Source organism: Janthinobacterium sp. 1L-D-8-B-C4 (assembly GCF_057291295.1).
Genome location: NZ_JBXAVX010000003.1, coordinates 291,938 through 316,641, shown reverse-complemented (window position 1 = coordinate 316,641; position 24,704 = coordinate 291,938). Strand labels below are relative to the sequence as shown.

Here is a 24,704-nt window from a genome sequence, read left to right as displayed (position 1 = left end):
CTACATCATCTCTTCCAGATGCAAATGCTTGCCTTCATCGAGCATGATTTCGAACTCGCCTGCCGTGACAGCCGGGCTGAACAGATAGCCTTGCAGCTGGTCGCAGCCCAGGCTGCGCAAAAAGCGCATCTGCTCCGGCGTTTCCACGCCTTCGGCGACGATTTCCTGGCGCAATTGCTGGGCCATGGTGACGATGGCGCGCGCAATCGCGCAGTCGTTTTCCTCGTAGGGCAAGCCGATCACGAAGGCGCGGTCGATCTTGAGCGTGCTGATGGGGAATTTCTTCAGGTAGGCCAGGCTGGAATAGCCGGTGCCGAAGTCGTCCAGCGCCAGCGCCAGGCCCATCGCCACCAGCTCATTCATGATCTCGATCACCTTGTCGGCGCCGCGCATCAACAGGCTTTCGGTAATTTCCAGCATGATCTGGTCGGGCCGCACCTGGTAGCGCTCCAGCACGGCCGCCACGCGTGCCGGCAAGTGGGCATCGAACTGGCGCGCCGACAGGTTGACGGCGATCACCGGCATATGCAGGCCCCGGTCTTCCCATTCGCGAATCTGGCGGCAGGCTTCATCAAGCACCCAAGTACCCAGTTCCAGGATCAGGCTGGTTTCCTCGGCGACCGGAATAAAGACGCCCGGCGAGACCATGCCGCGCAGCGGATGCTTCCAGCGCAGCAAGGCTTCCGCGCCGACAATCTGTCCGCTGGAGAGGCTCACTTTCGGCTGGTAATGCAGTTCCAGTTCCTGGTCGCCCAGTGCCAGGCGCATTTCGCTTTCCAGGCGCAGATGCTCCTTGGCGCGGCGGTTCATGTCTTCGCGATAAAACAAAAAGGTCGGCTCGATGGTTTGCGCCGCTTTCGCCACGGCCACGTCGGCAAAGCGGAACAGCGCCGGCGCGTCCATGCCGTCTTCCGGATACACGGTAATGCCGATGCTGGCGCCCACGTACAAGGCGTGGCTGTCGATGCGGATCGGCGCTTCAAGCAGGTTCAGCAGCTTTTGCGCCACATTCGCCGCATGCTCGCGCTTTTCGATATGCAATAGCGCGACGACGAACTTGCTGTTGTCGACGCGCGCCAGGATATCGGCATCGCGCAGCGCGCCACGGAACAGCTGGCCGATGGCGATGACCAGCTGGTCGCCCACTTCGTGGCCCAGCGTGTCGCTGATCGAGCCGATCCGGCTGATGTCGATCACCATCAGCGCGCCATGGGTTTCCTGGCGCTTCGCTTCGGCCAGGCCCTGCACCACCAGCTGGTTCAGCAGGCAGCGGTTGGGCAGGCCGGTCAGGGTATCGTAATTGGCCATGCGCTGCATGCGCGCCTCGGCGTCCTTGTGCACCGAGATATCGGAAAACAGCGAAAACACATGGCTGATTTCGCCGTATTCGTTGCGCACCACGCTGATCGTCACCGCTTGCGGAAACAGTTCGCCATTCTTGCGCCGGCCAACGATTTCGCCGCGCCAGGAACCGTGGCCGCGCATGGCGGCGCGCACCTTGGCGCGGAACTCGGCATCGTGCACGCCCGAGCGCAGCAGGTCCGGCGTACGGCCGATCGCTTCGGACGGCGAATAGCCGGTAATGCGGCTGAAGGAACTGTTGACGGAAACGATGCGCTCGTCGGCGTCGGTGATCAGCACGCCCTGCTCGCTGTCTTCGATGATGCGCGCGTGCAATTTCACCTTGTCAATATCGGGCAGCGGTTCGGCCAGCATCGACAGCCGCACGGCCGTGCCGCAGGTCTTGCCGGACTGGTCGAGAATGGCGTGGCGCTGCATGCGCAGCCAGGTCAGCACGCCCGACTTCTTGCGGCGCAGCACATCGACCGGCGTTTCGGCTTGTGCCGGCAGCAGTTCCACCGGGCTTGCCTGCACCTCGTCGGGCGGGTACAGGAACAGGATGTGCTGGCCCAGCGCTTCGAGCTCGGCATAGCCGAACATCTGGTCGGCGCCATGGTTCCAGCCGATCAGATAACCGTCGAGGTCGATTTCCAGCAAGGCGTCGGCCGGTGTCAGGCGCAGCAAGGGCCGGCTGGCGCCGCGCAATTGTTCCAGTTCACCTTGCAACTGGGCCAAGGTGGCGGCCAGTTGCAAACCGCCCTGCTGCTGCGCTTCATGGCTCAGGCGCAAACACTGCGCAACCCTCGCCTCAAGCACGGCGCCTCCGCACGACAGCACACGGTGGAAGGCATAAAGTGGGCTCTACAGGGAATGTCATCATCAAAATCCCGTGATCGGGCTTGGAGTTTGGCGCAAAATGCTGCGAATATAGTAACCTGAAATTGTTGGCCTATGTCAACATTTTGCGGTATCACAGAATGAAAGCGGCGCGCCCATGCCGTAGGTCAAGCAGACGGCAACGGTGGATCGCCGGGCAAATAGCGCATCAGGCGGGCGAACAGTTCCGGCTCGCGCATGCGCGCCATCCACCAGCGCAAGGCCGCGCCGTCTTCGCCCACGCGCCAGGCCAGGTAGAACGTCTCGGCCGGCTTGGGCTCTTCCACCGCCTTTTCCACCAGCAGGCCGCGCGCGATGGCGGCGCGCGCGCAGGGGCCCGGCAAAAAGCCGAAGCCCAGGCCCAGCAGTTGGTAGTCGAACTTGACTTGCATGCTGGGGACCGTGAGGGCATCTTGCCCCAGCAGCAGCCCCACCGTGCGCGGCGCCAGCTGGCGCGCCGAATCGGCCACCACCACGGCGCGGTGATGCTGCAGGTCGCCGCGCGTCAGCGGCCGGTCGATGGCGGCCAGCGGGTGCGTGGGCGCCACCGCAAACACGAAGTCAAGCATGCCCAGCGGCTGGGCGATATAACCGCCACCGGGCGGGCCGTCGCCGGGCGCGCCCACCAGCAAATCAACCCGGCGTTCCAGCAGCGCCTCCCAGGTGCCGGACAAGGTCTCCTGCACCAGGCGCAGGCGCGTCTGCTGCGCCACCTCATAAAAGGCGGCGATATCGCCAGCCAGCGCCAGCGCGGAAAACACCGAATCGAGGCCGATCGCCAGTTCCGTTTCCCAGCCCGAAGCGACGCGCCGCACGCGGTGTTCCAGGTCCTGCGCGGCTTTCAGCAGGTAGCGCCCTTCTTTCAGCAGTTCCTGGCCGGCCGCCGTCAGCATCACTTTCGGGCCATTGCGCTGGAATACCTGCACGCCCAGGTCGTCTTCAAGCTTGGCGACTGTATAGGAGATGGTCGAAGGTACCTTGTGCAGCTCCTTGCCGGCCGACGAGAACGAGCCACGGCGGTCGATGGCGTCGACAATTTGCAGGGCTTCCAGGCTGAGTCTTAGCATTCGATTTTTTCGATCATAGAGCGGTAATTTTTCCGTTTTTCTTTCTGCGATAGCAGGCCTATACTCTCTTCATCGCATCACGAAAGACAAAGAAAGCCCGGCAACAGGGGCAACGGTCCTTCGAAATTATCGCACATTAACCTGTCAAGAAATGGAGCCTTACCATGTTACAAATCCGTCATAGCGAAGAACGCGGCGCAGCAAACCACGGCTGGCTCAATTCCCACCACAGCTTTTCCTTCGGCAGCTACCATGATCCGAAACACATGGGCTTTGGTCCTTTGCTGGTAATTAATGAAGACCGCGTCACGCCGGGCCAGGGTTTTGGCACCCACGGCCACCGCGACATGGAAATCATCTCGTATGTGCTTGACGGCGCGCTGGAACACAAGGACAGCATGGGCACCGGTTCGGTGCTGCACTACGGCGATGTACAGCGCATGAGCGCCGGCAGCGGCGTGCGTCACAGCGAGTTCAACCACTCGCAAACGGACGGCCTGCACTTCCTGCAGATCTGGATACAGCCGAACGTGACGGGCATCGCCCCTAGCTACGAAGAGAAACATTTTTCGCCGGAAACCAAACAGGGCAAGCTGCGCCTGGTTGCCTCTTCCGACGGTCGCCAGGGTTCGGTGCTGATCCACCAGAACGCCTCGATCTACGCCAGCATCATGCAGGAAGGCGATGCGCTGGAACATGTGCTAGACGAAGGCCGCAGCGCCTATGTGCACCTGATCCGCGGCAGCCTGGTGGTCAATGGCACGCCGTTGAAAGCCGGCGATGCGCTGAAACTGACGCAGGAAGCCAAAGTAACGCTGGACCACGCCGAAGATGCGGAATTCCTGCTATTCGACCTGCCTTACTAAAACGATGTCGTTGAACCGGTTGTAGCGCGCCTGCCACTGGCCCGCTACAGCCAGCCCCCTCAAAAATAAGAAGAACCTGGATCTCATCATGAAAAACAATACCGCCCTGCTGTACCCTGCTGGCCGCGCCGCGCTTGGCGTGCTCTTCTTTGTCTCCGGCCTGCTGAAAATCGGCGGCTATGCCGGTGTCGCCGGCTACATGAGCAGCATGGGCCTGCCCTTCGCCACTGTGCTGCTGGCCGGCGTGATCGCGCTGGAAGTGGGCGGCGGCCTGCTGTTGATTACTGGCTGGCAAGCACGCTGGGCGGCCCTGGCGCTGGCCTTGTTCCTGATCCCGACCACGCTGGTGTTCCACGCATTCTGGGCTGCCGACGCCGCCCACTACCAGGATCAACTGACCAACTTCCTGAAAAACCTGTCCATCTTTGGCGGCATGCTGTTGCTGGTCGAGCGCGGCTTTGCAAAAGCTACCGCCAGCGTGAAGTGAGCAGCGCTCCTTGCAAATGGCCATCGCGTCCCTAAGTACAGGGAGATAACCAGGCATTGCATCAACCAAATAACAGCGACGGAAACCGTTTTCCCGCTTTTTGGTATGATGGCAAGGCGCGCCGGCACCGGAGTGGTGCGGCGCGCCTTTTATTTTTACACTTACTTATATGAGCACAACCATGCAAAGCGGCGCGGACATCCTGGCGACAGGCGAATTGGATTACACGACTTCCTGTGCACTGCCAACGCCGTGGGCCCAGTTCACCCTGCACGCCTTTGTCGAACACGCCACCGGCAAGGAACACCTGGCCATGGTGCTGGGCAATGTCGGCGACGGCGAACCGGTGCTGGCGCGCGTGCATTCCGAATGCCTGACCGGCGACGTACTGTTTTCGCAGCGCTGCGATTGCGGCGCCCAGCTCGAAGGCGCGCTCAAACGCATCGCCGAGGAAGGCCGCGGCATCTTGCTGTATCTGCGCCAGGAAGGACGCGGCATCGGCCTGATCAACAAGATCCGCGCCTATCGCCTGCAGGAAGCAGGCGCCGATACGGTGCAGGCCAATGAACAGCTGGGCTTCAAGGCCGATGCCCGCAACTACACCTTGTGCAAGCCGATGTTCGAACAGTTCGGCATCCATAGTCTGCGCCTGATGACCAACAATCCGCGCAAGATCGCGGCGATGGAAGCGCTGGGCGTGACGGTGGCCGAGCGGGTGCCGCTGCTGGTCAACCGCAATGCCTTCAACCAGCATTACCTGAACACCAAGGAAAGCAAGCTTGGCCACATGATGACACCGGCCGAAGCGCCAGCGCTGGAAGACGGCGCCCTGTAAGTTTTGCCACGCGGGCCGGGCGCGTGGCGCCTGGCGCGCCACCTGCTTTCTTCACGCCCCAAGGATGCATGAAATTATTTAACACTGCCTTGTTGCTCGCCGGCTTGTCTGCCGCCGCCGGCGCGCACGCCGCCCCGGCCCCTGCCGCTCCCCCTGCCGCCGCTGCGGCGCCAGCCTCCCCCGTCAAACCGCCGCTCGCCACGGCAGCACCGGCCGCCACCGAGCACGCCGCCCTGCCGCCGCCATCGTCGGCCGCGCAAAAGCTGTACACGGCCGCGCGTGCCGACATATTGCAAGTGCGCGTGCTGCTGAAAAACGGCCGTACGCAGTCGTCGGTCGGTTCGGGCTTTTTGATCGGCACGGGCGACCTGGTGGTCACCAATTACCACGTGGTGTCGCAATTCGCGCTCGACCCCGACACCTATGTCGGCGAATGGGTGGACACGGCCGGCCAGCGCGGCAACGTCGAATTGCTGGCAGTCGACGTGCTGCACGACCTGGCCGTGATTCGCGTGAATCGCCACGGCACCGGCTTTTTCAAGATGCCGGCGCAACTGGCCACCCTGACGCAAGGCCAGTACCTGTATTCGATGGGCAATCCGCTGGACCTGGGCTTTGCCATTTCCGAAGGTGCCTACAACGGCGTGGTGACCCGCAGCTTCTACGACCAGCTGATGTTTACGGGCCCGATCAATTCCGGCATGAGCGGTGGGCCCAGCGTGACGGCCAGCGGCGACGTGGCCGGCATCAATGTGTCGAAACGCCTGGACGGCGAACTGGTCAGCTTCCTGGTGCCGGCCCGCTACGCCCAGCAGTTGCTGGAGCAGGCAGCGCGCCTGGTCAAGCCGCCGAAGGACTTCAAGCCGGTAGTCACCGCGCAATTGCTGGCGCATCAGGACTCCATGCTGGCGCGCCTGCTGGCAACACCGCTGAGCCTGAAAGCCATGGGGCCGTACCGGGTGCCGGTGCGCGAATCGGAACAGATGCGCTGCTGGGGCCGTTCGAACGTGAAGGCCGACAAGCCCTATACGATCGACAACACCAGCTGCGCGATGGAGTCGGCCATCTTCATTTCCGGCGCCCTGCAAACGGGGCAGGTATCGATGCGCCACGAGTTCTTGCGCAGCAGCGAACTGGGCGCCTTGCGCTTTGCCGAACTGGCCAGTACCTCGTTCAAGAACGAAAGTTTCGGCAACTACAAGAGCGCCCACCTGACGGGGCCGCATTGCACCGAGCAGTTCGTCAAGAACGCCACCTTGCCGCTGCGCGCCGTCATGTGCGTGCGCGCCTACCGCAAATTTCCCGGCCTGTATGATTTTGCCCTGCTGGCCGCCAGCACCGATGAGCCACTGATGAACCTGCAAAGCCGCATCGACGCGCGCGGCGTATCGTATGCCAACGGCCTGCGCGTGACGCGCACCTTCCTTGAAGCGCTGAGCCGCGCGCCATCAAACACACGGGCGGTCAAGCCATGAGAGCGCCCTACTACATCGAAACCCTGGCCGCCAATGGCGAAGTGCAGCAGCGCCAGCGCCTGGAATCCCTGCCGATCCGCATCGGCCGCGGCTACAACAACGACTTCATCCTCGACGATGCGCATACCGCCGCCGAGCACGCGATCGTCGAGGACGACGGCGAGGGCGGCCTGCTGCTGCGCGACCTGGGCAGCCATAACGGCGTGATCCACCAGGGCAGGCGCCAGCCGGCCGTGGCCATGGACAGCGACACCGTGGTGCGCCTGGGCCACACACGGCTGCGCGTGCGCGGCGCCGACCAGCCGGTGGCGCCCGAACGCAGCGACACCACCATGCATGGTTGGGAAGGCCTGCGCCCGGCCGTGGCCGGGCTGGCCATGATCGCCGTCTCGGCCGCTTTTGCCAACTGGCTGGGCGATGCGGAAGATTTCGAGCCGATTTCCTACCTGATGATCATCGCCTACGCGGTGGCCGGCGGCCTGGCCTGGGCGGCGATCTGGGCCGTGGCCAACCGCCTGTTCGGCCAGACGGCGCGTTTCGGGCGCCATGTGTTCATCATCGGCTGCGGCCTGGTGGCGATGGAGGTGTGGGAACTGGCCAGCAGCATGGTGGCCTATGCGCTGTCGCTCGAATCGCTGACGCGCTACGGACGCCATATGTTCATCGTCATCGTCTGCGCCATGATCTTCTTCCACCTGTGGACCATCAAGCCGCAGCACCCGCGCCGCTTCGCGCTGACGGGCGTGGTGCTGGCCATCATCGGTTCGACGTTGATTCTTTTGAGCAATCTGCAACTCAGTGGCCGCCTGTCCGACGAACTGTATATGTCGGTGCTGTATCCGCCGGTGCTGCGCGTCAGTCCCGACCATACGACCGAGTCGCTGTTCAAGGATGCGCAGGCGTTGCAAAAAGGCGTCGATGCCGAACGCGGCAAGAGTGGCAGCGGCGATGAGGACAGCGAGGACGACAGCGGCGAATAAACCGTGCGCGCAATAAAAAGCCCGCTGGCGCGGTATTGCGCCAGCGGGCTTTTTTACTGCTGTCGAGGCAGCTTAGGCCTGGAACTTGACCGCCTGCACGCTGCGCCGGCCCGTAAAGGCCAGCAGGCCGAGGCCAATGAGCAGCATGGCGTAGGTCGATGGTTCCGGCACGGCCGAGACCGAGGCCAGGCCGTCGGTGGAACTGAAGCTGGCGTAGCTGCTGCTGCCAGCTTTGAACTGGGCTTGCTGGAAGCCGTCGCAGCAGCTTTCCAGGCCATAGATGCTCAAGGTGTGGTTGCCAGCGGCCACGGTGCTGCCGCCGCTCAGGAAGCCATTGCTGTTGTTGTAGTTGCCGTTCCACCACATGTCATTGGTGCCGACGTCCAGCGCCACGCCGTCCAGGAACAAGGCGCCGCCTTGCGAGAAGTCGACGCCGGTGCGAAAGCTCCAACTGCCGGCCTGGGCGGCGGTCACGCCGAAATCGATGGTTGAACGAAACGCGATGTTCGTCGAGCTGCCGAACAGGCTGCTGTTATCGAGGGCGTTGTAGCTGGCAACGGTCTTGCTGCCATAGCCCAGCGAAGGCTTGGCGACAGCGGTATCGACCACGGTTTTGTAGTCGGCAGCGGTTTTCTGCGCGCCGGCGGTGGAAAAGCCGGTGGAAACCGTGATGGTGCTGGCGTTTGCGTGGGCAAAAGCGGCGACGGCGATCAGGGACAAAGCAAATTTTGGCAAGTTTTTCATGATATATCCAGTTTTAAAAGCATGGGAGCGCTTAGAGCTGAATTCACGCTGCATTGAGGCGTGTCGGCGGTGCGCTGCAAACTGCAGGGATGAGCGGCCGGTGGCATGAAACCCGCGCAGAAGGCGGACTTGCGGCAGCGCGATTGCGCCACAAGCGTCCTGGAAAAGGGTCGGGTTTCCAGAACAGGATCAAACGATTGACGGGTCAGGCAAGACAATGAGGCTATTGTAGCTGAAAATTCTCAAATGCAAAGAATTTTTCTTTTTGCCATCAAAAATATTATTATGATAATCAACGAAATACCAGGCAGCAAGGAAAAATGCGGCTTGCGGCATGGTGAAGCGCCTTGAGTGAGGCGGCCAGGATGTCGCGCAGACGCCACATTCTTTTCTTGCATGCCGGCCCCACGCGGCGAGGCAACATGGCAAAATGCAGATACGTTACTGTCTGTGCGATGAGGGAGAAAGAGGAAATGGTCGACCTGGAAGAACTACGCTATCTGGCATTGTCATTTCCCGATACCACCGAGGAAGAGCACCACGATCGCCCGGCCTTTCGCGTCGGCGGCAAGATCTTCGCCACCCTGCCCGACGATGAGCATATCAATGTGCTGCTCGATGCGGAAGCGGCGCATATCGCTACCGTCATCTCGCCGGTCGGCTGCGAAAAGCTGCTGTGGGGCGAGCGCCTGGCCGGCATCACGGTGCGCCTGGCAGACGCTGAACTGGACATGCTGGCGGCAGCGCTGACGGCGGCCTGGCGGCGCAAGGCGCCAAGCGACCTGGCAAAAACCATTTCGGCCAGCTCATAGTCATGGCCAGCGTCAGATGCGTCCGCGCCTGAATTCACCAAGGAATTTTTTCACTTCGGCCGGCGTCATCGGCACGTCGGCGTCGCCATGCCAGGCATACAGATAAGGCGTGCCGCCGAGGCGGTCGGTCAGCTTGGCCGACAATAAAAACCGGCTGCCCAGCGGGTAGCGCTGCAGGTCCGCCAGGCGGCGCGAGCATTGCACCGCCAGCTCGGGCGAAAAAGCTTGGCCCGGCACCGGGCGCAGTTCCACTTTGCCCAGAATCTCGCGCGATTCAACGGCGACTTGCCGGTATGCATACGTATCACGGGCCATGGATCACTCTTCCTGAACAAAGGCGCCATCTTAAAGCACGACGGCGCCTTTGTTGACTGGTTTATTGCGCAATGATGCGCAGCAGCTTGCCGTTGCTCTCGTCCGTCAGCGCATACAGATAGCCGTCCGGCCCCTGCTTCACGTCACGCACGCGTTCGCCAATCGCCAGGCGGTCCTGGCCAGTCACCTTGCCAGCTGCATCGAGCGCCACGCGGCGGATATCCTTGGCCGCCAGGCCGCCGCTGAAAACGCTGCCGCGCCAGGCCGGGATCTTGTCGCCCGAATAGACGGCCAGGCCCGATGGCGCCGGCGACGGCACCCAGGCCACGCTCGGATTGATCATGCCGGCCACTTCGTGCTTGCCGACCGGTTCATGGGTTTTATAGTCGGCGCCATAGGTCTGCAAGGGCCAGCCGTAATTACCGCCGGCCACCACCAGGTTCAGCTCGTCGCCGCCGTAAGGCCCGTGTTCGGTGGCCCAGATGCGGCCCGAGACCGGATCGCGCGCCAGGCCCTGGATATTGCGATGCCCCATCGACCAGATTTCCGGCAGGGCGCCCTTGGCCGCCAGCGGATTGCCGGGCGCCGGCTTGCCTTCGTCGGTCAGGCGCAGTATCGAGCCCAGGTGGGTGGCCGGGTTTTGCGCTTGCTCGCGCGCCAGCCGGTCACCGATGCGCAGCGGCGGGTTGCCGCCGTCGGCCACGCTCATCAGCAAGGTGCCGTCAGGCAGCCACAGCAGGCGCGAGCCGAAATGCTGGCCGCCGCTCTTGTCGGTCGAGACCTTGAACAAGGTCTTGATGCCGCCCACCTTCTTGCCATCGAACACGCCCTGCACCAGGGTCGTGCGATTGGCCTCGCTGGTGCCGGTCGACACCGTCATGTAGACGCGCGGATTGGGCTTGGCCGCATCCTGCGGGTGCAGCACGATATCGAGCAGGCCGCCCTGCCCGCCCGTGAAAATCGGCGGCATGCCTTCAAGCGCCACCTGGTCGAATTTCTGGCCGTTCAGGATATGCAAGGTTCCCTCTTTGCTGGTGACCAGCGCGCGGCCGTCGCCGAGCCAGGCAATGCCCCACGGCTGGCGCACGCCTTCGGCCACCGTAACCGCCTTCCAACCTTGTTTGGCGGCTGGCGGCTCGCCGCTGGCGGCCAGTTCGGCGTGGGCCGGCAAGCTCATCGCCAGCATGGCGGCGGCAATCGCCGTGGCGCGCAAAGAACGAAAATGGGACATGGTTTTCTCCTGAAGTCGTGACATGGATGGCAAGCGTACAGCCTGGTCATGCAAGCATAACCCAACATTAAAAAAATTTAATCTTCCGCAAAGGCTGGCGTAAGCGGCGCGCTGGCATAGTGCATCGCAACAATCCACCGCGCCCGCCTTATTGGAACCGTCACATGCCCTCCCTGCTCCGCCTGCATCCCTACGCCCCTCTTTGCCTGCTGGCCCTGGCCGCCTGCAGCCCTGCCCCCAAACCTGCCGCAAGCGTCACGCCGGAAGTATCCGTGCTGACGGTGCGCCATGGCGCGGTGCCGCTCAGCGTCGAATTGCCGGGGCGCACGGCGCCGTTTTTGATCGCCGAAGTGCGTGCACGGGTCGATGGCGTGGTGCTCAAACGCAGCTTTACGGAAGGCGCGGACGTGCGCGCCGGCCAGGCGCTGTACCAGATCGACGCCGCGCCCTACCGCGCTACCCTGGCCAGCGCCGAGGCGCAGCTGCAGCGCGCACAGGCCAACCTGGTCAGCAACAATGCGCAGCTGGAACGTTATCAGGTGCTGATCAAGGGCAATGCCGTCAGCAAGCAGGCGTATGACAACGCACTGGCGGCGCAACTGCAGGCGGCCGCCGACGTGGCCGCAGCGAAAGCAGCCGTCACCAGCGCCGGCATCAACCTGGCCTACACCAATGTGACGGCGCCGATCGCCGGGCGCTCGAGCGTGTCGCAAGTGACGCAAGGCGCCTACGTGCAGGGCGGCGCCGCCACCTTGCTGACCACGGTGCAGCAGATCGACCCGATGTATGTGGACTTGCAGCAGTCGAGCGCCGAGGGCCTGGCCCTGCGCCGCCAGCTGACCGAAGGCAGCCTCAAAAGTGGCGGCAAGGAGCAGGCCAGCGTGACCCTGAAGCTGGAAGACGGCAGCAGCTACGCCGAGCGCGGCACGCTGGAGTTTTCCGGCGTGACGGTCAACCAGGCCACCGGTTCGGTGACCCTGCGCGCGCGCTTTCCGAATCCCCGGCATTTGCTGTTGCCGGGCATGTTCGTGCGCGCCGAAGTGAAACAGGGCGTGCGCGAAGGCGCCATGCTGGTGCCGGCGCCGGCCATCACGCGCAACCCGCAAGGCGAAGCGACGGTGATGCTGGTCGACACCGCTGGCAAGGCGCAGCAGCGCACGGTGGTCGCCACCACCCTCCTGCGCGGCCAGTGGCTGGTGGAAAGCGGCCTGAAAGACGGCGAGCGCGTGATCGTCAGCGGCATCCAGAAGCTCAAGCCCGGCGGCGCCGTCAAGGTACTGGCAGAAACCCCGGCTGCCGCCGTGGCACAGAACTGAGGCCGGCCGCATGTCCCATTTCTTTATCCGCCGCCCCATCTTCGCCATCGTCCTGTCCCTGATCATCATGCTGGCCGGCGGCATCGCCGTCTTCAAGCTGCCGGTGGAACAGTTCCCGCCCGTCTCGCCACCGGTGGTGCAGATCGCCGCCACCTTCCCCGGTGCTTCCGCCGAAACCCTGCAAAACACGGTGATCCAGGTCATCGAGCAGCAGATGAGCGCAATCGACAACCTGCTGTACATGTCGTCCACCAGCGACGACACGGGCCAGTCGACCACCACATTGACGTTCGCGCCGGGCACCGACCCCGATATCGCCCAGGTACAGGTACAGAACAAATTGCAATCGGCCACCTCGCGCCTGCCGGCCGAAGTACAGCAGTCGGGCCTGCGCGTGACCAAGTCGACCAGCGACTTCCTGATGGTGGCCGGCTTCGTGTCGGACGACAACAGCATGAGCAAGTTCGACATCTCGAACTACGTGGCCTCGAATATCCAGGACCCGCTGAGCCGGATTCCCGGCGTGGGCAGCATGAATCTGTTCGGCACCCAGTACGCGATGCGCGTCTGGCTCGACCCGGTGAAGCTGACCAGCTATGCGCTGACACCGCTCGACGTGAACCAGGCGATCCAGACGCAGAACGTGCAGATCTCGGGCGGCCAGCTCGGCGGTTCGCCGTCGGTGCCGGGCCAGATGCTGAGCGCCACCATCACCCAGGCCACACTGCTGCGCACGCCGGAGCAGTTCGGCCGCATCCTGCTGAAAGTCTTGCCCGACGGCGCCAGGGTGCGCCTGGCAGACGTGGCGCGCATTGCGCTGGGACCCGAAAACTACAACGTCGACGTGCGCTACAGCGGCAAGAGCGCCTCGGGCCTGGGCATCCAGCTGGCGCCGGGCGCCAATGCGCTGGCCACCGCCGAAGCCGTGCGGGCGCGCCTGATCGAGCTGGCGCCCTACTTTCCGCGCGGCCTGCGCGTGGTGTATCCGAACGATGTCACGCCATTTATCGAAGTGTCGATCCATGAAGTGGTGAAGACCCTGATCGAAGGCATCATCCTGGTGTTCCTGGTGATGTATTTGTTCCTGCAAAACGTGCGCGCCACATTGATCCCGTCGATCACGGTGCCGGTGGTGCTGCTGGGGACCTTCGGCGTGATGTCGGCGATGGGTTTTACCATCAATACCCTGTCGATGTTCGGCCTGGTGCTGGCGATCGGCCTCTTGGTCGATGACGCCATCGTGGTGGTGGAAAACGTCGAGCGCGTGATGCATGAAGACGGCCTGGCGCCGTTCGAAGCGACGCAGAAAGCCATGGGCCAGATCAGCAGCGCGCTGATCGGCGTGGCCCTGGTGCTGTGCGCCGTATTCGTGCCGGTGGCGTTTTCCAGCGGCACGGTGGGCGCCATCTACCGCGAGTTTTCCTTGACGGTGGTGGCCTCGATGCTGCTGTCGGTATTCGTCGCATTGACACTGACGCCGGCGCTGTGCGCGATGGTCTTGAAGCGCCCCGATCCCGGCCATGCCGACAAAAAAGGTTTCTTCGGCTGGTTCAACCGCGCGTTCGATGCGCGCCGCGATGGCTACCTGGGCGGCGTGGCCGGCATCGTGCGCAACCGTGGCCGCTGGCTGCTGATGTATGCGGCACTGATCGGCGTGGTGCTGTGGCTGTTCATGCGCCTGCCGGGCGGCTTCCTGCCGAACGAAGACCAGGGCTATATGTTCGTGCAGGTGCAGACCCCGGCCGGCAGCACGCTCGAGCGCACCGGCGCCGTGCTCGATGAAATCAGCAGCTATTTGCTCAAAGACGAGGCGTCGATGGTCGACGCCACCCTGATGATCAATGGCGCCAACTCGAACGGGCGCGGCCAGAACCTGGGCCGATTGTTCGTGCAGCTCAAACCCTGGGGCGCGCGCAAGGACGCCAGGCTGGCCGTCTCGGCCCTCGGCGCGCGCATCGCCGCCCGCTATGGCAACTACCAGGGCGCGCTGATCACGCCGATCGAGCCGCCGCCGATCCGAGGCCTGGGTTCCGCTTCGGGCTTCTCGTTCCAGCTGCAGGACCGCGGCAACCTGGGCCACGCGGCGCTGGCCAAGGCGCGCGACCAGTTGCTGGAACTGGCCCGCCAGGACCCGGACCTGATGCAGGTGCGTTTCACCGGCCAGGCCGACAATCCGACCTATAAAATCAATATCGACCATGAAAAAGCAGCAGCGCTGGGCGTGTCGCTGAGCGAAGTGGACCAGACTTTTTCCACCGCCTGGGGCTCGAAATACATCAACAACTTCTTTGACACCGACAACCGCATCAAGCGCGTCTACGTGCAGGCCGATGCGCCGTTCCGCATGAACCCGGACGATATCAAGCTGCTGCATGTGCGTAACAAGCAGGGCGACATGGTGCCGTTCTCCGCATTTGCCACGGCCGAATGGGCCTGGGGCTCGCCCGCCATGCAGCGTTATAACGGTGTCGAAGCGGCCGAGATCCTCGGCAAACCGGCCGCCGGCAAGAGCACCGGCCAGGCGATGGCCGCGATGGAGCGGCTGGCGCAGCAACTGCCGCAAGGCATAGGCTACGAATGGAGCGGCATTTCCCTGCAGGAATCGAAAGCCGGTGCCCAGGCGCCGCTGCTGTATGCGCTGTCGATCCTGGTGGTGTTCCTGAGCCTGGCCGCGCTGTATGAAAGCTGGTCGGTGCCGGTCTCGGTGATCCTGGTGGTGCCGATCGGCGTGCTGGGGGCTTTGGGAGCCGCCAGCCTGTTCGGCATGTCCAACGACGTGTACTTCCAGGTCGGCTTGCTGACCACCATCGGCCTGTCGGCCAAGAACGCGATTCTGATTGTCGAGTTCGCACGCGAACTGCAGCAGCATGGCGCAACGCCGCTGGCCGCCGCCATGGAAGCGGCCAAGCTGCGGCTGCGCCCGATCATCATGACCTCGATGGCTTTTGTGCTGGGCGTGCTGCCGCTGGCGCTGGCCTCCGGCGCCGGCGCAGCGAGCCAGAAGGCGCTCGGCATCGGCGTGATCGGCGGCATGCTGAGCGCGACCTTTTTGGCCACCTATATGATTCCGTTGTTTTATGTGCTGGTGGCCGGCAAGGTGAAACAGCCTGCCGCCACGCCAGCGGCCGCCGTCGAAGGAGCGCACTGATGACCAGTCTGAAAACCGTATTGGCGGCAGCCGGGGCGCTGGCCCTGGCCGGCTGCGCGCTGCAGGAACCGTATCAGCGCCCTGAGGCGGCGCCCGCCGCCTACCCTGTCGGCGCGGCCTACGCAGCCGAGGCGCCGACCGCTGCCCGGTCGGCGTTCGATACCGGCTGGTCCGAATTTTTAGGCGACGACAGCCTGCGCCGCCTGGTGCGCATCGCGCTCGACAATAACCGCGACCTGCGCGTGGCGATGCTGCGGGTCGAGCAGGCGCGCGCCCAGCTGCGGCTGCAGCAAGCGGCCCTGGTGCCGCAAGTGGGCCTGGCGGCCTCTGGCAGCAACAGCAAGAACAATTCGTCCAGCACCGATGACGCGAATCGCAACCATGGCGTCAGCTACAACCGCAGCGCCGGCCTGTCGGCCTCGTGGGAGCTCGACTTTTTTGGCCGCCTGAATGCACTTGACGATTTGGCGCGTGAACAATACCTGGCCACCGGCCATGCGCGCCAGGCGGCGCAGATCGTGCTGGTGGCCCAGGTCAGCGAGCAATACCTGTCGATGCTGGCGTTTGGCGAGCAGCTGGCGGTCAGCATCGACACGCAAACGGCGGCGCGCGAATCGTACCGCATCGCCAAGCTGCGCTATGACACCGGCACCGGATCGGAACTCGACGCCACCCTGGCGCAAGGCGTGGTGCAGCAGGCGCAGGCCAACCAGGCGTCATTGACGCGCCAGCAGGCACAGGCAAAAAATGCGCTGGTGCTGCTGTTGGGCCAGCAGTTGCCGGCCGACCTGGCGCCACCGGTGCCGCTGCGCGAACTGGCCTTGATGGCCGATATTCCGGCCGGCCTGCCGTCGGACCTGCTGCTGCGCCGGCCCGATGTGCAGCAGGCCGAAGCGCTGCTGCGCGCCGAGAACGCCCGCATAGGCGCCGCGCGCGCCGCATTCTTCCCACGTATTTCGCTGACGGCCACGGCCGGCACAGCCAGTTCCAGCCTGGGCCAGTTGTTCAATGCCGGCTCCGGCGCCTGGTCGTTCGCGCCGCAATTGCTGCTGCCGCTGTTCGACGGCGGCGCCAACCAGGCCAACCTCGATGCGGCGCGCATAGGGAAAGATATCGGCGTCGCGCAATATCAAAAGAGCGTGCAAACGGCGTTTCGCGAAGTGGCCGACGGCCTGGCCGCGCGTGGCACCTATGAGGCAGAACTGGCGGCGCGGCAGGCCTACAGCGACACCCAGCAGCGCCGCCTGGCGCTGGCCGAGCTGCGCTACGACAACGGCGTCGACGATTATCTGAGCGTGCTGAACGCCAAGACTGACCTGTACAATGCGCAGATCGCCCTTGTTGCGGCGCGCCTGAACCGCTGGAACAGCCTGCTGGAACTGTACCGAGCGCTCGGTGGCGGCTGGCGCGAACATGGCGCGACCTGAATCAAGACGAGGCTGGCAGTGAAATTATTATTAGTGGAAGACAATGAGCGCGTCTCGCGTTTCGTCATCAAGGGACTGGGCGAGGCCGGGCACACGGTCGACCATGCCGACAACGGCCGCGACGGCATGTACCACGCCGTCAGCGCCACCTACGACGCCATCATCATGGACCGCATGCTGCCCGGCGGCATCGATGGCCTCGCCATCGTGGAAACCCTGCGCAAGAGCGGTAACCGCGTGCCGATCCTGATCTTGAGCGCGCTCGATGGCGTGGACGAGCGCATCCGTGGCCTGAAAAGCGGCGGCGACGATTACCTGATCAAGCCGTTTGCGTTTGGCGAGTTGCTGGCTCGGCTGGACGCGCTGCTGCGCCGCTCGCAGGAAAAAAGCGTGGAGACCAGTCTCGCCCTGGGCGGGCTGTCGATTGACCTGCTGACGCACAAGGTGGTGCGCGACGGCAAGCAGCTGACCTTGCAGCCGCGCGAATTCAAGCTATTGGAATACCTGCTGCGCCATGCCAACCAGATCGTCACGCGCACCATGCTGCTGGAAAATGTATGGGACTACCATTTCGATCCGCAGACCAATGTGATCGACGTGCATATCAGCAAGCTGCGCCAGAAGATCGACGCCGGCTTTCCGACCCAGCTGCTGCGCACCGTGCGCAGCGCCGGCTACATGCTGAGCGACCATGCCTAAGGCGTTTTCGCTGCTGCGCGTACCCGGCTTTTCCGCGCGCACCATCGCCACCGGCTACGTCGCCGTCAGCCTGCTGGTGCTGGCGATGTTTGCCGGCCCGCTGTGGTACGCCTGGAAAACCAATGTCCAGGAGGTGCGCACGGAACTGCTGCAAAGCGATACCGAGCGCCTGTCGAAACTGTTTGCCAGCAATGGCCCGGGTGCATTGTCGGTGGCGATCGAAGCGCAGACCAGCGGCACCTACCAGGGCGTGGGCCGGCTGATGCTGTTCCTGGCGCCGAACGGCGTCAAGCTGGCCGGCAACCTCGATGCCTGGCCGACGGGCGCACCCAGCCATACCAGCCCCTGCGCTGCCACCTTGCTGGTCGACGGCATCGAACGCCGGGTCGAGCTGACGCACACGGTGCTGCCCGGCGGCTACCGGCTGCTGCTGGCCAGCAATCTCAACCGTTTTGAAAAACTGGAAAAGCTGTTCGTGCGCGGCCTGCTCGGCTGCGCTTGCGCAGTGCTGCTGGTGGCCGTGCTGGGCGCCCTCTTGATCCGGCGCGTGCTGCTGCGCAAGGTCGACAGCATCAGCCAGACCACCGCCGCGATTATCGCCGGCAAGCTGACGCAGCGACTGCCCACGCCGCACCAGGGCGACGAGCTGGAAATGCTGACCCATACCGTGAACGGCATGCTGGACCAGATCGAACACCTGGTGCACAGCGTGCAGGACGTGTCGAACGCGATTGCCCACGACCTGCGCACGCCGCTGTCGGAGCTGCGCGCGCGGCTGGAAGAATTGTCCGTCACGCGCCCGCCCGCAGCCGAGACCTATGCCGAGATCGACGCCGCCATCAACGACGTCGACCGCGTGATGGCGATCTTCAACGCCCTGCTGCGCCTGGCCGAAATCGACAGCGGCACGCGCCGCGGCGGCTTCGTGCCGGTCGACCTGGCCAGGCTGGCGGCCGAAGTGACGGAGTTTTACCTGCCGGTGGCCGAGCTGAACGACGTCAGCCTGACCTTTCTGCCGCAGGGCATGCTGCACACCGTGGGCGACCCGCTGCTGCTGGCGCAGGCCTTGGGCAACCTGGTGGAAAACGCCCTGAAATATGCGCCGGCCCACGGCCATATCGCGATCGGCGCGCGCCGCGCAAGCGAACTCGATATCGAACTGACGGTGGCCGACAACGGCCCCGGCGTGCCCGAAGGCGAACGCGCGCGCGTGGTGGAACGCTTCTACCGCAGCGACAGCAGCCGCGGCACGCCCGGCGTCGGGCTGGGCCTGGCGCTGGTGTCGGCGGTGGCGCAACTGCATGGCGGCATCTTGCGGCTGGAAGACAACCGGCCGGGGTTAAGGGCGGTGCTGTGCCTTGCCGTGCCGCGCCTGGCTTCCTAGCAGCACTTTTTTGCCACGCAGCCGTGACTTGGCCGTACCCTGGCGCCGGCGTGCGCTGCGGCGTGGCGCGGGCGGCGCTGACGCCAGGGCGTTGCCAAGGCGGGTGACGAAGCTGGACGTGTCGCCAGCCAGGCCGGCCCTGGTTGCCGCGCCGGTGGCAGGCCCCAGCGCGCGCGTGGCGATATGGCGCCCGAGGCTGCGGTAGCTGTCGAACTGGTTTTCATCGAACCACTGGTCGGCCGTCGACTCATGTGGAAACTCCGGATGAAGCTTGCTGTAATTGAAGACATCGGCGTTCTCGCCGCCGGTCAGTACCGGCTTCAGATACAGCAGCACGCCTTGCTGGTCGCCGCCGTCGGCCTGGTGATAATGAATGCGCCCCGTGACATAGCTGCTGCCCGTCGCCGCGCCGGCAACCTTGCTCTGGATGCCGCCGATTTCAAGCGTGATCGGCACGTTGAAATCCGTCAGGCACTTGCGGATGGCATTGCCCAGGTCATCGAAACTGTGATTGTCGTCGCAACTCGCATCGACCACCACGATCAACTGGCAGCGGCGGCGCACCAGTTCATACAGGCCCAGGTTTTCGAAATGCCCGCCATCGGACAGGTAGATGAACTGGGAGCCGGCATTGGTCAGGCCGAACAGCTCCTTGACGATACTGGCCAGGCCGATTCGCGGCGACGAGCGGGTCCAGCTTTTCCTGGCCGGATTCGGCGACCAGCGGCCCAGGCGCAGATTGAACAGGGTCATCAGGAAACTCAGCGGCGGCGAAGAATGGTAGCCCATGTTCGGGCTGGCGGCGGCGCCAGACACGGCCACGGCGGTACCGAGCTTGATGCCGTTGTCGAGATCATCGCCGGCAACAGCACTTGACGCATAGTAGCGGGTTGGCCGGAAGCCGCCACAGCCTGCGGCCAAGCCCGGCAGCTCGAAGCCGCAGTAGGCGGGGCTGAAGAAAAAATTGGCGGCCTTGCGCGTTTGCCACGCCAGCTCCTGGCCCTGCACCAGATTGATGGCGGCATTGAAGATATGGTAAGGCTTGGGCACCGGCCCGGGCGGCTGGGGGACCGCGCCGGGATTGGCCGTGGCGGCTTGCGGGTACAGCAAGTCATGCAGCGCGACGTCGTCTAGCGGATCGAAGCCGGTAAACGGATGCGGCATGCGGTCCTTGTTCGAGGCGCCGAAATAGGCCCGCGCAAGGCGCAAGCGGTACATCATGTACAGTGAAAATTTATTGATATCGAGTCGACAGCCGAGCAGCAACGCCGACAGCAGGCACGCCGACATCATCAGCGCAAGGTTGCCGGGCGCGATCGCCTGGTTCACCAGCGTATGGCCGCCGAAAAACCGCGGCAAGCGCTGAAATTCATCCAGCGACGCCGGGTAGTCGATAGACGGCAAGCCCTGCGCCGCCACTGCCATCAGGCCCATGGTCAGCAAGCCGACAAACAGGATGCTGAAGGCGTAGGGAGCAAGCTTGGCCACCAGCTCCAGCCGCCCCCTGTTGCCCGGGTCGCCAGTCGCCCTGCTGCCGCCTGAGCGCAGGCCGAGGTAGGTCAGCAGGCTGGTGCCCGCCGCACTCAGGGCGGCCGTGGTGGTGTAGCTGTCAAACGCCCACGCCAGCAGGGCCGGCAAATAAAAAGTGGAAGCGCAGGCCAGCAGCCAGCCGGCCGCCAGTATCATGGTCCAGGCGCCTTGCCTGGCCCACCATTCGCGGCTCGCATCACTGTACAGCCGGCCAATCAAGCCTATCATCAGCGTCATGACAAGGCCAAACAGGACCAGCATGGCCGGCAGGCCGAACGTCACCAGATGCACATCGGACAAGCTCGCCATCGCGGCATCGCCGGCCAGGTGGCAGACCCAGATCATCAGCAGCGTGCCCGCCGCCAGCGCGCCGATCGCGAAGGCAAGGTGGCCAAATGCCTCGCGGGCCGTCTGCCACCATCGCCGGCCGGGAGGCACAGGGCTGGCCTGCGTCCCGGCGGGGTTGGCCGCGCGCTGGTTCAGATACTGGGCAGCGCCCCACCCTGCCGCCCAGACAAGGAAATAAACCGTTCCGGGCGCCAGCAGCCATAGGGCACGATAATTGAATGACTGCAAATCCCCGACAAAAGCATTCATGCCGCTGTGATGCGTAACAAAGGCGATACTGCCGAAGAATGCGGCCAGCATCAACGGCAGGCACACCGTCCACAGTATCCAGCTCTGTTTTTGCATGCGCGCATATTTTTTGAGCGCCGGCCCTTTCAGTGAAACATTGAGCGCCATGCTGGCCACGCTGAGCAGGAAGATCGCCAGGGCGGTCCACAGCACCCATTCGCAACACGCCCGGCGCAAGTCCGTGACCAGCAGCAGAAGGAAGCGTGGCGCCAGGAACAGCAGCGACATCGTGGTGACCAGCATGATCATGTTCAGCAGCGTGTTGCGGACATAGGTGCCGATCAGGGTCCATGTATCGGCGCTGAACATGCCGATTCTGGGCGTCAGGTAGTTGCTGTACTTGCGCAGGAATTGTACTTCCCTGGGCTCGGCTCTCGGTGTGGGGCCTTCGCCGCTACTACGCAGCAGCTTTTCAACTTCCTCGACACCGCCCGGCGTGGCGTGTATCCATTTGCTCAGCCAGCCACCGATATAGCCGCCGCCGGACACCGTCGACAGATAATCGAACTTGCTGAGCAGACCCAGGTCGGCCAGCGCCTGCAACACGCCAAGATTGAAGGTGGCGCTGCGAATGCCGCCACCGGACAAGGCCAGGCCCGCCAGTTGCTGCCGTGCAGCCGCGCGGTACAACCGTTCCAGCTGCAGCGATGACGATGCGCCGTCGTCGTCGGCAAGCGGCACAGGCGCTTCGCGATCCAACTGGTTCGCCGCACTGGCCGCGCTACCGGGCTCCGGCGCCAGCATCGCCATTTCCCAAGCAAGCACCTGCGCAAAGGTGTATGCAGGCTCTTCTTCTTTTTTCATGGCTGCTCCCTGGCGCAGCGCGGCTGGGTGTGCAGGCTGGCTTCGTCACGTGGCCGGGAAGGCGTGACGCATCCCGCCCACTCACCTTAGTACAAGGCGGCGGGCCGGCAAAGCGTTGTATTGCCTGGTTTATTGACTTGCCGCAGATGATGGGTGGTGCTGCCGGATTACGCGGCTTTGCCGCTAGTCCGACCTGCCGGGCAGCAACAGCGCCACCGCCTCGGCCGCAATCCCCTCCTCGCGCCCCAGGTAGCCGAGCTTTTCATTGGTCTTGGCCTTGATGTTGACCTGGCCGACGGTAACACCCAAGTCTGCCGCCACATTGGCGCACATGGCGCCGATATGCGGCGCCATCTTCGGGCGCTGGGCGATGATGGTGGCGTCGATATTGCCGATCACATAGCCGGCGGCCTTCACGCGCAACACGGCCTCGCGCAGCAGGGTGCGCGAATCGGCGCCCTTGAACTGCACGTCGGTGTCGGGGAAGTGGCGGCCGATATCGCCCAAGGCCGCCGCGCCAAAGATGGCGTCGGTGATCGCGTGCAGCAGCACGTCGGCGTCGGAGTGGCCCAAGAGGCCCAGGTGATGCGGGATCTTCACGCCGCCGATAATCAGGTCGCGGTTTTCCACCAGCGCGTGGCAGTCGTAGCCCTGGCCGATACGGAACGGTAAAACGGGAGTGGTGGTGGTGGTCATGCGGTCTTTCTGTTCAGGAAACGAAATCGGGGTTGGCGAGGTACATCTCTGCCGTTTGTATATCGCGCGGCAGGGTCACCTTCAGGTTGCAGGGATGGCCTTCGACCAGCTTTGGCGTCAGGCCCAGCGCCTCGATGGCGGACGCGTCGTCTGTAATCGCTTGCGGGTCGGGTGCTTCCGACAGGGCGCGGCGCAGCAGCGCGTAGGAAAACATTTGTGGCGTCTGTGCCAGCCACAGGCCGTCGCGCGGCACAGTGACGGCCGAAAGACTGCCCTGCCCGGCCCGCTTGACGGTGTCGACCACCGGCAAGGCCAGCAGGCCACCGGCCGCATGCTCGCCCACCTCGGTGATCAGTTTGGCGATCAACGCAGGCGTCAGGCCGGGCCGGGCCGCATCGTGTACCAGCACCTGATCCATATCCTGCAGCACGTCTTGCAGCGCGTGCAGGCCGTTCAGGATGCTGTCCATGCGGGTCGCGCCGCCGCAGCGCAGCACCGTGACGCCGTGCGCGGGTATCACGCTGTCGATCCAGCCATCGTCCGCGCTGACCACCACATAGGTATGGTCGATCAGCGGACTCGATAAAAAGGCGTCGAGCGCGTGGCGCAGCATGGGCTTGCCGGCGATGCTCAGGTATTGCTTGGGGCTGCCGGCGGCCATGCGCGCGCCCACGCCGGCGGCGGGGATCAGCGCAATATGGCGCTTGGTCATTACTGGTTGGTTCATAGGACTTTCTTTACTTGCCAGCCGGCGCCTTGCCGGCCAGTATATTCTGGATTTCGCCATTGCAGGCTTTGCTGAGGCGCGCATATTCCTGTGGCGAATCGATGGCCGCCTGCAGGGTTTCCACCTTGCGCATTTCTGCCTTGATATACGGCAGCCAGCCTGTGTCGATCTCGCGCGCCAGCGCCGCCTTGGCGGTGCCGCGCGGCGCATACAGCGGCCGCGCTTCGAACCGTTTGGCCAGCGCGGCGCGCACGGTTTTTTCCACGCGCGGCAAATGGTCCATATAGGTTTTCATATGCCGCAGCTCGTGTTTCAGTATCTCATCATACGCGCAGGTACCGGGCGGAAATTCACGACCGATATAGATGATCACCGGCGCATAGGTCAGGCTGACGCCGATCTGCGGCGCCACGCATTCGTAGCCGCTGGCGGGATCGAGCAGCATCGGGCCGGCCAGCGCGATTTTCACTTGCGAATCGGTCTTGGTCAGGCCCAATACAAAAGCATTGCTGCGCGCCACGCCCTTCATGGCGGTCAGCGCGCGGTATGGCAGATGGGTGTCGATGGAGTAACCATTCTGCTGCGCCGTCAGTACCGACACCGTCTTGCTGATGGTGTCTTCGCAGCGGACCTGGAACGGCGTGCGCGCGGCGGCCTGCGCACCACCAGTGGCCAGCAGCAAGGTCAGCATAACCGGCGCGCGCATGAGGAATTTACTCCAACGCTCAGGCCGGCTGCCAGGCGCCGCTGGTGATTTTCTCGAGCCAGAAGATGCCGATCACGGTTTTCACGTCGGTAATCGTGCCGTCCTTGACCCAGTCCAGCAATTGCGGCACGGTGGCCGTAAAGGTTTCCAGGAATTCGCCTTCGTCAAGCTGGCGCTCGCCGGCCACCAGGCCGCGCGCCAGGAACAGTTCGAGGTGCTCGTCCGAATAGGCAATCGCGTTATGGATGGTCGAGACAAAGTGCCAGTCGCTGGCCGTATAGCCGGTCTCTTCCAGCAGTTCGCGCCGGGCGCAGGCCAGGTGTTCCTCGCCCGCGTCGATCTTGCCGGCCGGGAATTCGATAAACACTTTGCCCAGCGGATAGCGGAACTGGCGCTCCATCAGCACCGTGCCATCGTCGAGCAGCGGCAGGATCACCACGGCGCCCGGGTGCAGGATATATTCGCGCGTGGCGATCTTGCCATCAGGCAGGCTGACATGGTCGCGCTGCACCTGCAGGAAACCACCGGTGAAGACGGTCTCGCCGTCGACTTTGGTTTCAGTCAGATTCGTGTCCATAAATTTCCTTTTTTTCAATAAAAAA

Annotated in this window: 22 protein-coding genes; 11 read left to right on the top strand and 11 right to left on the bottom strand. The window is 63.8% G+C overall.

Features of this window, described 5'->3' with window-relative positions:
- Both AC0Z42_RS07325 and AC0Z42_RS07320 read right to left on the bottom strand, forming a co-directional pair.
- Positions 1-2,157, bottom strand: coding sequence for a putative bifunctional diguanylate cyclase/phosphodiesterase (locus AC0Z42_RS07325; protein ID WP_485467569.1), 2,157 nt, complete (start codon positions 2,155-2,157; stop codon positions 1-3).
- Between the two features lie 188 nt (positions 2,158-2,345).
- The gene (locus AC0Z42_RS07320) at positions 2,346-3,284 is read right to left on the bottom strand and encodes a LysR family transcriptional regulator (protein ID WP_485467568.1); all 939 of its coding nucleotides are present in this window, start codon (positions 3,282-3,284) and stop codon (positions 2,346-2,348) included.
- 164 nt (positions 3,285-3,448) lie between these two features.
- Between AC0Z42_RS07320 and AC0Z42_RS07315 the strand changes: the two genes are divergently transcribed.
- The 5 genes from AC0Z42_RS07315 (at position 3,449) to AC0Z42_RS07295 (ending at position 7,927) form a co-directional block, all read left to right on the top strand.
- Positions 3,449-4,150: a pirin family protein gene (locus AC0Z42_RS07315; protein ID WP_485467567.1), complete on the top strand. Its 702-nt coding sequence runs from the start codon at positions 3,449-3,451 to the stop codon at positions 4,148-4,150.
- An 88-nt stretch (positions 4,151-4,238) separates the two neighbouring features.
- A complete protein-coding gene (locus AC0Z42_RS07310) occupies positions 4,239-4,637 on the top strand; it encodes a DoxX family protein (protein ID WP_485467566.1) in 399 nt (132 codons plus the stop codon).
- Positions 4,638-4,818: 181 nt separating this feature from the next.
- Positions 4,819-5,472 carry a GTP cyclohydrolase II gene (gene ribA, locus AC0Z42_RS07305; protein WP_312434360.1) on the top strand — a complete coding sequence of 218 codons (654 nt, stop codon included), beginning with the start codon at positions 4,819-4,821 and terminating at the stop codon, positions 5,470-5,472.
- 68 nt (positions 5,473-5,540) lie between these two features.
- A complete protein-coding gene (locus tag AC0Z42_RS07300) occupies positions 5,541-6,947 on the top strand; it encodes a S1 family peptidase (protein WP_485467565.1) in 1,407 nt (468 codons plus the stop codon).
- Positions 6,944-7,927: an FHA domain-containing protein gene (locus tag AC0Z42_RS07295; RefSeq protein WP_485467564.1), complete on the top strand. Its 984-nt coding sequence runs from the start codon at positions 6,944-6,946 to the stop codon at positions 7,925-7,927. The genes AC0Z42_RS07300 and AC0Z42_RS07295 overlap by 4 nt, the downstream gene beginning before the upstream one ends.
- A 72-nt stretch (positions 7,928-7,999) precedes the next feature.
- On the opposite strand, the gene AC0Z42_RS07290 is transcribed toward AC0Z42_RS07295, so the two are convergent.
- Positions 8,000-8,671: a CCXG family PEP-CTERM protein gene (locus tag AC0Z42_RS07290; protein WP_485467563.1), complete on the bottom strand. Its 672-nt coding sequence runs from the start codon at positions 8,669-8,671 to the stop codon at positions 8,000-8,002.
- 189 nt (positions 8,672-8,860) lie between these two features.
- The gene (locus AC0Z42_RS07285; RefSeq protein ID WP_485467562.1) at positions 8,861-9,007 is read right to left on the bottom strand and encodes a hypothetical protein; all 147 of its coding nucleotides are present in this window, start codon (positions 9,005-9,007) and stop codon (positions 8,861-8,863) included.
- A gap of 137 nt (positions 9,008-9,144) precedes the next feature.
- Here AC0Z42_RS07285 and AC0Z42_RS07280 point away from each other — a divergent pair, with 137 nt between their 5' ends.
- Positions 9,145-9,483: an MmcQ/YjbR family DNA-binding protein gene (locus tag AC0Z42_RS07280; RefSeq protein ID WP_485467561.1), complete on the top strand. Its 339-nt coding sequence runs from the start codon at positions 9,145-9,147 to the stop codon at positions 9,481-9,483.
- Between the two features lie 12 nt (positions 9,484-9,495).
- Here the strand turns inward: AC0Z42_RS07280 and AC0Z42_RS07275 are convergent, their stop codons facing one another.
- Together AC0Z42_RS07275 and AC0Z42_RS07270 are read right to left on the bottom strand one after the other, a co-directional pair.
- Positions 9,496-9,798, bottom strand: a complete 303-nt coding sequence (locus AC0Z42_RS07275) for a hypothetical protein (protein ID WP_485467560.1) — start codon at positions 9,796-9,798, stop codon at positions 9,496-9,498.
- A 61-nt stretch (positions 9,799-9,859) separates the two neighbouring features.
- The gene (locus AC0Z42_RS07270) at positions 9,860-11,029 is read right to left on the bottom strand and encodes a PQQ-dependent sugar dehydrogenase (RefSeq protein ID WP_485467559.1); all 1,170 of its coding nucleotides are present in this window, start codon (positions 11,027-11,029) and stop codon (positions 9,860-9,862) included.
- A gap of 164 nt (positions 11,030-11,193) precedes the next feature.
- On the opposite strand from AC0Z42_RS07270, the gene AC0Z42_RS07265 reads away from it, so the two are divergent.
- From AC0Z42_RS07265 to AC0Z42_RS07245, 5 genes are read left to right on the top strand one after another with little or no spacing between them, the layout of a single operon-like run.
- Positions 11,194-12,345, top strand: coding sequence for an efflux RND transporter periplasmic adaptor subunit (locus AC0Z42_RS07265; protein ID WP_485467558.1), 1,152 nt, complete (start codon positions 11,194-11,196; stop codon positions 12,343-12,345).
- A gap of 10 nt (positions 12,346-12,355) precedes the next feature.
- Complete coding sequence (locus AC0Z42_RS07260; RefSeq protein WP_485467557.1) at positions 12,356-15,493, top strand: efflux RND transporter permease subunit; 3,138 nt, start codon at positions 12,356-12,358, stop codon at positions 15,491-15,493.
- A complete protein-coding gene (locus tag AC0Z42_RS07255) occupies positions 15,493-16,920 on the top strand; it encodes an efflux transporter outer membrane subunit (protein ID WP_485467556.1) in 1,428 nt (475 codons plus the stop codon). Before AC0Z42_RS07260 ends, AC0Z42_RS07255 begins: the two co-directional genes overlap by 1 nt.
- Before the next feature lie 18 nt (positions 16,921-16,938).
- Entirely contained in the window at positions 16,939-17,619 is a 681-nt protein-coding gene (locus AC0Z42_RS07250) for a winged helix-turn-helix domain-containing protein (RefSeq protein ID WP_485467555.1), read from the top strand.
- On the top strand, positions 17,612-19,003 hold the full coding sequence (locus AC0Z42_RS07245; RefSeq protein WP_485467554.1) for a HAMP domain-containing sensor histidine kinase: 1,392 nt from the start codon (positions 17,612-17,614) through the stop codon (positions 19,001-19,003). Before AC0Z42_RS07250 ends, AC0Z42_RS07245 begins: the two co-directional genes overlap by 8 nt.
- On the opposite strand, the gene AC0Z42_RS07240 is transcribed toward AC0Z42_RS07245, so the two are convergent.
- From AC0Z42_RS07240 to AC0Z42_RS07220, 5 genes are all read right to left on the bottom strand, one after another.
- Entirely contained in the window at positions 18,959-21,973 is a 3,015-nt protein-coding gene (locus AC0Z42_RS07240) for a patatin-like phospholipase family protein (RefSeq protein WP_485467553.1), read from the bottom strand. The genes AC0Z42_RS07245 and AC0Z42_RS07240 overlap by 45 nt on opposite strands.
- 183 nt (positions 21,974-22,156) lie before the next feature.
- Positions 22,157-22,669 (bottom strand): 2-C-methyl-D-erythritol 2,4-cyclodiphosphate synthase, encoded by a 513-nt coding sequence (ispF, locus tag AC0Z42_RS07235; protein WP_485467552.1) that lies wholly within the window; start codon positions 22,667-22,669, stop codon positions 22,157-22,159.
- Between the two features lie 13 nt (positions 22,670-22,682).
- Positions 22,683-23,396 carry a 2-C-methyl-D-erythritol 4-phosphate cytidylyltransferase gene (gene ispD, locus AC0Z42_RS07230; protein ID WP_485467551.1) on the bottom strand — a complete coding sequence of 238 codons (714 nt, stop codon included), beginning with the start codon at positions 23,394-23,396 and terminating at the stop codon, positions 22,683-22,685.
- Positions 23,397-23,406: 10 nt separating this feature from the next.
- A complete protein-coding gene (locus tag AC0Z42_RS07225) occupies positions 23,407-24,102 on the bottom strand; it encodes a hypothetical protein (protein WP_485467550.1) in 696 nt (231 codons plus the stop codon).
- 19 nt (positions 24,103-24,121) lie between these two features.
- Positions 24,122-24,679, bottom strand: coding sequence for an NUDIX domain-containing protein (locus tag AC0Z42_RS07220; RefSeq protein ID WP_485467549.1), 558 nt, complete (start codon positions 24,677-24,679; stop codon positions 24,122-24,124).
- Between the last annotated feature and the right edge of the window lie 25 nt (positions 24,680-24,704).